The following is a 5,786-nucleotide window of genomic DNA, read 5'->3' as shown; positions in this document are numbered from 1 at the left end:
CAATAAGTCACCCATCCTTTTCGGAGAAACCTCATGACCTTGAACATTGGCGTCATCGGCACCGGCATGATCGGCCGCGACCACACCCGCCGCATCCAGCAAGTCCTCTCGGGCGCCCAGGTGGTGGCCCTGTCCGACGTGAACGCGGCCAGCGCCGAAGCCGTGCGCAAAGACCTGGCGCCCAACGCGAAGCTTTACGACACGGGCGAAGCCCTGATCGCCGCACCCGAGGTGCAGGCCGTGCTGGTCACATCCTGGGGCGCCACGCACGAGCCCTATGTGCTCGCCGCCATCGCCGCCGGCAAACCGGTGTTCTGCGAGAAGCCGCTGGCCACCACCGCCGAAGGCGCGCGCCGCATCGTGGAGGCCGAAGTGAAGTTCGGCCGCCGCCTGGTGCAGGTCGGCTTCATGCGCCGCTACGACGCCGGCTACGTCGCCCTCAAGCAGGCCGTCGAGCAGCACACCGGCGCACCCATCCTGGTCCACGCCGCCCACCGCAACCCGGCCGTGCCCGAGGCCTACGTCACCCCCATGGCCATCCACGACACGCTGATCCACGAGATCGACGTGTTCCGCTGGCTGCTGAACGACGACTACGTCTCGGCCCGCGTGCTCTACCCGCGCAACGCCGCTCGCAGCCATTCGAAGCTGCGCGACCCGCAAGTGGTGGTGCTGGAAACGCAGAAAGGCGTGCTGATCGACGTCGAGATCTTCGTCAACTGCGCCTACGGCTACGACATCCAGTGCGAGGTGGTCGGCGAAGACGGCACCGCCAGGCTGCCCGAGCCCATGGCCATCGACATGCGACTGGCCGCCCAGCGCCAGAGCCGCCTCCTGACCGACTGGAAGGACCGCTTCGTCGCGTCCTACGACGTCGAACTGACCGACTTCATTGCCGCCGCTTCGAAGGGCGGCGCCACCGGCCCCAGCGCCTGGGACGGCTACGCCGCCGCGGTCACGTCCGACGCCTGCGTCAAGGCGCAGGAGAGCCAGGGCGAAGCGGTGGCCATCGAGCTGCCCACCCGCCCGGCCCTGTACGCATAAACCTTTCCACACACCCAGATCGAGAGACCACCATGCGCTTTTCCCTGAGCCACATCCTGGCCCCGCGCCAGTCCCCCGCCGAGTTCTTCGCCATGGCCCGTGCCCTGGGCGTCAAGGACGTGGAGATCCGCAACGACACGCCCAACGTGGTTGGCACCCAGTCGCCCGCCATGGTCAAGGCCGAGGCCGCGGCCGCCGGCGTGAACCTGCTGTCCATCAACGCCCTGTACCCGTTCAACGTCTGGAACGAAGAGCGCCGCGCCCAGACCGAGAAGCTGGCCAAGTACGCCGCCGACTGCGGCGCCCAGGCCCTGGTCATGTGCCCGCTCAACGACGGCACGCCCGTGGCGCACGACCAGCTGGTCGCCGCGCTGGCCGCCATCAAGCCCATCCTGGTGGCGCACCGTATCCAGGGCCTGGTGGAGCCGCTGGGCTTCCCGGTGTCCTCGCTGCGCCGCAAGGCCGACGCCATCGCCGCCATCAAGGCCGCCGGCGGTGAGGGCCTGTTCAAGCTGGTGCACGACACCTTCCACCACCACCTGGCCGGCGAGACCGAGTTCTATCCTGAGTGGACCGGCCTGGTGCACATCTCCGGCGTGGCCGACGCCGACGTGACGGTGGACAAGATGCTGGACGCGCACCGTGTGCTGGTGGACCAGCGCGACCGCCTGGGCAACGTGGCCCAGATCCGCGCCCTGCAGGCCGCCGGCTACAAGGGCCCGTTCAGCTTCGAGCCCTTCGCCACCGAAGTGCAGGAACTGGCCGACCCGCAGGCCGCCTTGGCCGAGAGCATCGGCTGGATCGAAGAGCAGGTCGCGGCCTGAGTGTGGTCGTGCGCCACGGCGCCTGCCATCCGCGCGCGCAGGCGTGTGCGCTGCTCACGCCGGAGACCGTGTGGGCAGTGGCCCGGCGAGGCAATAAATCATTCATGGGAGATATTTTGACAATATCCATTGGAAAAGATAAATTGCGAATATCTGTTCCAGTGAATATCTGTCATGGACTACCCCCTGGCCTTTCCCGCGCAGCTGTCCCAGCACCTGCGCTCGCTGCGCAAGGCACGCGGCTGGACGCAGGCGCAACTGGCGGTGCGCGTGGGCGTGACGCAATCGCGCGTTTCAGCGATTGAAAAAGACGCCACCGCGCTGTCCACCGAACAGCTGTTCCGCTGGCTGGCGGCGCTTGGCGCCACGTTGGTGCTGCGCACGGACGATGCGCCCCGGGACACGGTTGCCGAACCCGCCGCCCCGGCGTTCGGTGGCCCACCGCCGGCCGGAGGCCAATGGTGACGCGGCGCCTGAACGTCTGGATGAACGGGGTGCTTGTGGGCGAATGGTCGGTGGGCCGCACCGGGCGGCATGTGTTCCAGTACCACCCGGGCTGGCGCGAACACCCGCGCAGCCGGCCGCTGTCGCTCTCGCTGCCGTTCACTGCCGACGGCCGGCTCGAGGGCGAGGTGGTGGAACACTGTTTCGACAACCTGCTGCCGGACAACGACGCGATCCGCAAGCGCCTGGGCATGCGCTTTCGCACCCGTGGCACCGACGCGTTTTCGCTGCTGCAGGCCATCGGGCGCGACTGCGTGGGCGCGGTGCAGCTGTTGCCCGTGGACGCGCCGACGCCCGATATCCAGCGCCTGGACATCGACGCGCTGGACTTGGGGCAGGTCGAAGCCCTGCTCGCCGGGCTGGGCTCAGACGCTGGTGCCGGCGCACCGAACGACGAGGACGATTTCCGCATCTCCATCGCGGGCGCGCAGGAGAAGACCGCGCTGCTCAAGATGGACGGGCGCTGGTACCGGCCGCGCCAGGCCACCCCCACCACGCACATCCTCAAGCTCCCCATCGGCGTGACGCCCAGCCGACAGCTGGACCTCTCGCTGTCACCGGAAAACGAGTGGCTGTGCGCGCGCATCCTTCGTGCCCTGGGTCTGCCGATGGCCAGCTGCGAGGTGGTGCAATTCGGTGCCCGCCGGGCCCTGGTGGTGGAGCGATTTGACCGCCAGTGGCAGACCGACCCGGCCTGGGTGCTGCGGCTGCCGCAGGAGGATTTCTGTCAGGTGCTGGGCCGTTCCAGCGCCGACAAGTACGAGGGCAACGGCGGGCCGGGCATGGACGACTGCCTGAGCGTGCTCAAGGGCGGCACGCGCTACGAGGAGGACGGCCGCGTGTTCCTGCTGGCCCAGCTCGGATTCTGGCTACTGGCCGCCATCGACGGTCACGCCAAGAACTTCTCGGTGTTCCTGCTGCCGGGCGGACGCTACCACCTCACGCCGCTGTACGACGTGCTCTCGGCCTGGCCGATTCTGGAGAACGGGCCGCACTCGCTGGCCTACAAAAAGGTCAAGATGGCCATGGCGGTGCGGGGCGGTGCGCCGCACTACCGGCTGGCCGAGATCCTGCCGCGCCACTGGCAGGGCGTGGCCCAGCGCAGCGGCATCCCGGGCCTGTGGGATGCCATGCGGGCGCTGGTGGCCCGGGTGCCGCAGGCGCTGGCCACGGTGCGGGCGGAACTTCCGGCGGGTTTTCCGTCGGCACTGGCCGAAAATATTTTTGCGGGCACTGCCCGCCACGCGGCGCGGTTTGAGGCGCACGCAGCACCCGCGGGTGACGCTCAGGCGTAGTCCACCCAGACCGCGCCCGCGTCGGCCGAGCACACGCAGTTCTCGACCCAGCGCACGCCTTCCACGCCGGCATCGATGCCGGGGTAGTGGGTGCCGAAGTCCCGGCCCTGGTCCATCGCGACCATGGCCTGCGCGTAGCGCACATAGAGATTGGACCAGGCCTCGAACAGGCCCTCGGGGTGGCCGCCGCCGATGCGGTCGTCGGCCAGTGCGTGTGGGTGCAGGTAGCCCATGCCGCGTTCGAGCACCTGCAGCGGCTGGCCCTGCACCTCGAACGTCATCTGGTTGGGCCGCTCGTCCCACCACTCGATGCTGGCCTTGCTGCCGATCACGCGGATCTTCTGGCCGTGCATGGAACCGGCGTTGACCGCGCAGGACCACACGTAGCCCACCGCACCGCTGTCGTATTCCATGATCGTGAAGGCGTTGTCCTCCAGCGGCGCGCGGCTTTTCACGAAGCTCTGGCGCGAGCACATCAGGCGCTTGATCTTCAGCTGCGGCAGCATCACCTCGCTCAGGTACAGCGGGTGGGTTCCGATGTCGCCCAGCACATAGCTGGGGCCGGCCATCTTCGGGTCCACGCGCCATTTCGTGGCGGGGTTGGCGGCTTCGACAGCCTCGTTGTGGAAGCCGTGCGCGAACTGCATCTGCACGATGCGGATCTCGCCCAGCGCGCCGGCTGCGATCATCTCGCGCGCCTGCTCGATCAGCTGGTGGCCGGCGTAACCGTAGGTCACGCCGACCACCCGGTTCTTCGCCGCAGCCAGCGCGCGCAGCTCTTCGGCCTCGGCGGTGGTGAAGCACAGCGGCTTCTCGCACACCACGTGCAGGCCGGCTTCGAGCGCGGCCTTGCTGATGGCGAAGTGCGTGCCGTTGGGCGTGGCGATGGACACGGCCTGGATGCCGTCGGGGCGCGCTGCCTCTGCGGCAAACATGGCTGTGTAGTCCGTGTAGCAACGCTCTGCCGCCACGCCGATGCCGGTGCCGAAGTCGCGGCCGCGGCCGGCGTCGATGTCGAAGGCGCCGGCCACGAGGGTGAACACGCCGTCGCGCAGCGCAGCCGAGCGGTGGATGTAGCCGATCTGGCTGCCGCGGCCGCCGCCGACCATGCCCCAGCGGATGGGGGCGGGCACGAGGTTTTCTCCGTTGATCATGGTGTCTCTCTCTGGTTAGTTGAAACCGACGCTGCGCAGGTAGTCGCGGCTGGCCTTGACGTCGTCGAGCACGGAGCCCGTGTTGCGCGGGTCGCGCTCCTGCTCCACGGTGATGTAGCCCTGGTAACCCATGTCGATCAGGGTCTGGCGGATGCCGTCGTAGTCCAGCACGCCGCGGCCGATGGGGCACATCACGCCCTCGCCGCAGGCGGCGAAGAAGCGGATGCGCTTCGCGAGCACGGCGTCGAACACGGTGGCGTCGATGTCCTTGAAGTGCACGTAGTCGATGCGGTCTGCGTACTGGCGCAGCGTGGCCACCGGGTCCATGCCGGCGTAGTGGGTGTGGCCGGTGTCGATGCACAGGCCCGCGACCTCGGCCGGGATGTCGGCCACGATCTGCGCGACCTCGTCGGCGAACTCGATGTGGCCGCCCGCGTGGGGGTGGATCACGGTGCGCACGCCGTAGGTCTTCCACGACAGCTCGGCGATCTCGGTGATGTGGCCGACCATGGTCTGCCATTCGGCGGGCGGCAGGCGCACGGCGCGGTCGCTGTGGCCGGCGGCGTAGTCGCGTGCCACGTGGCGCTCGTCGCTGCCCCAGTCGATCACGACGAGGTAGGGCGCGGCGTAGCGCTGGCCGTTTTCGGTGGGCAGGGGCGGCAGCTGGCGCAGCAGGCCGCAGATTTCATGCGTCTGGCGCAGCAGGGCCTCGCGGTTGGCCGGGCTGACGAGGTCGTCGAAGATGGTGCCCGCCACCACGCGAAGGCCGTTCGCGTCCAGCTCGGCCGAGACCGTGGCCACGTCCAGCGGCAGGTAGCCGTAGGGGCCGAGTTCGATGCCGCGGTAGCCTGCGGTGGCGGCTTCGCGCAGCACCGTGGTCCAGCGCGGCAGGTGCGGGTTCTTCGGGTCGTCAACGCCCCAGCTGCAGGGGGCTCCGGTGATGTGGATGGCCATGGTGTTCAGGT

The 5,786-nt window shown here is 68.8% G+C and carries 6 protein-coding genes; 4 read left to right on the top strand and 2 right to left on the bottom strand.

From position 1 onward, the window contains the following. Positions 1–33: 33 nt before the first annotated feature. The 4 genes from RCO38_RS24130 to RCO38_RS24115 all read left to right on the top strand — a co-directional run bounded on the left by RCO38_RS24130 (position 34) and on the right by RCO38_RS24115 (position 3,667). Positions 34–1,044 carry a Gfo/Idh/MocA family oxidoreductase gene (locus RCO38_RS24130; protein ID WP_308331143.1) on the top strand — a complete coding sequence of 337 codons (1,011 nt, stop codon included), beginning with the start codon at positions 34–36 and terminating at the stop codon, positions 1,042–1,044. A gap of 32 nt (positions 1,045–1,076) precedes the next feature. Further along, positions 1,077–1,868: a TIM barrel protein gene (locus RCO38_RS24125; protein ID WP_308331142.1), complete on the top strand. Its 792-nt coding sequence runs from the start codon at positions 1,077–1,079 to the stop codon at positions 1,866–1,868. A 174-nt stretch (positions 1,869–2,042) separates the two neighbouring features. Further along, complete coding sequence (locus RCO38_RS24120; protein ID WP_308331140.1) at positions 2,043–2,333, top strand: helix-turn-helix transcriptional regulator; 291 nt, start codon at positions 2,043–2,045, stop codon at positions 2,331–2,333. Between the two features lie 20 nt (positions 2,334–2,353). After that, on the top strand, positions 2,354–3,667 hold the full coding sequence (locus RCO38_RS24115) for a type II toxin-antitoxin system HipA family toxin (RefSeq protein WP_308331139.1): 1,314 nt from the start codon (positions 2,354–2,356) through the stop codon (positions 3,665–3,667). Here RCO38_RS24115 and RCO38_RS24110 read toward each other — a convergent pair. Next, positions 3,658–4,821, bottom strand: a complete 1,164-nt coding sequence (locus RCO38_RS24110; protein ID WP_308331137.1) for a Gfo/Idh/MocA family protein — start codon at positions 4,819–4,821, stop codon at positions 3,658–3,660. The two genes, RCO38_RS24115 and RCO38_RS24110, sit on opposite strands and share 10 nt — an antisense overlap. 15 nt (positions 4,822–4,836) lie before the next feature. Further along, positions 4,837–5,775, bottom strand: coding sequence for a sugar phosphate isomerase/epimerase family protein (locus RCO38_RS24105; protein WP_308331144.1), 939 nt, complete (start codon positions 5,773–5,775; stop codon positions 4,837–4,839). Between the last annotated feature and the right edge of the window lie 11 nt (positions 5,776–5,786).

The sequence above is a fragment of the Hydrogenophaga pseudoflava genome, assembly GCF_031020795.1.
Classification (GTDB): Bacteria; Pseudomonadota; Gammaproteobacteria; order Burkholderiales; family Burkholderiaceae_C; genus Hydrogenophaga; species Hydrogenophaga pseudoflava_A.
The sequence above is the reverse complement of the archived record's forward strand: the minus strand, read 5'-3'. Positions and strand labels throughout refer to the sequence as shown.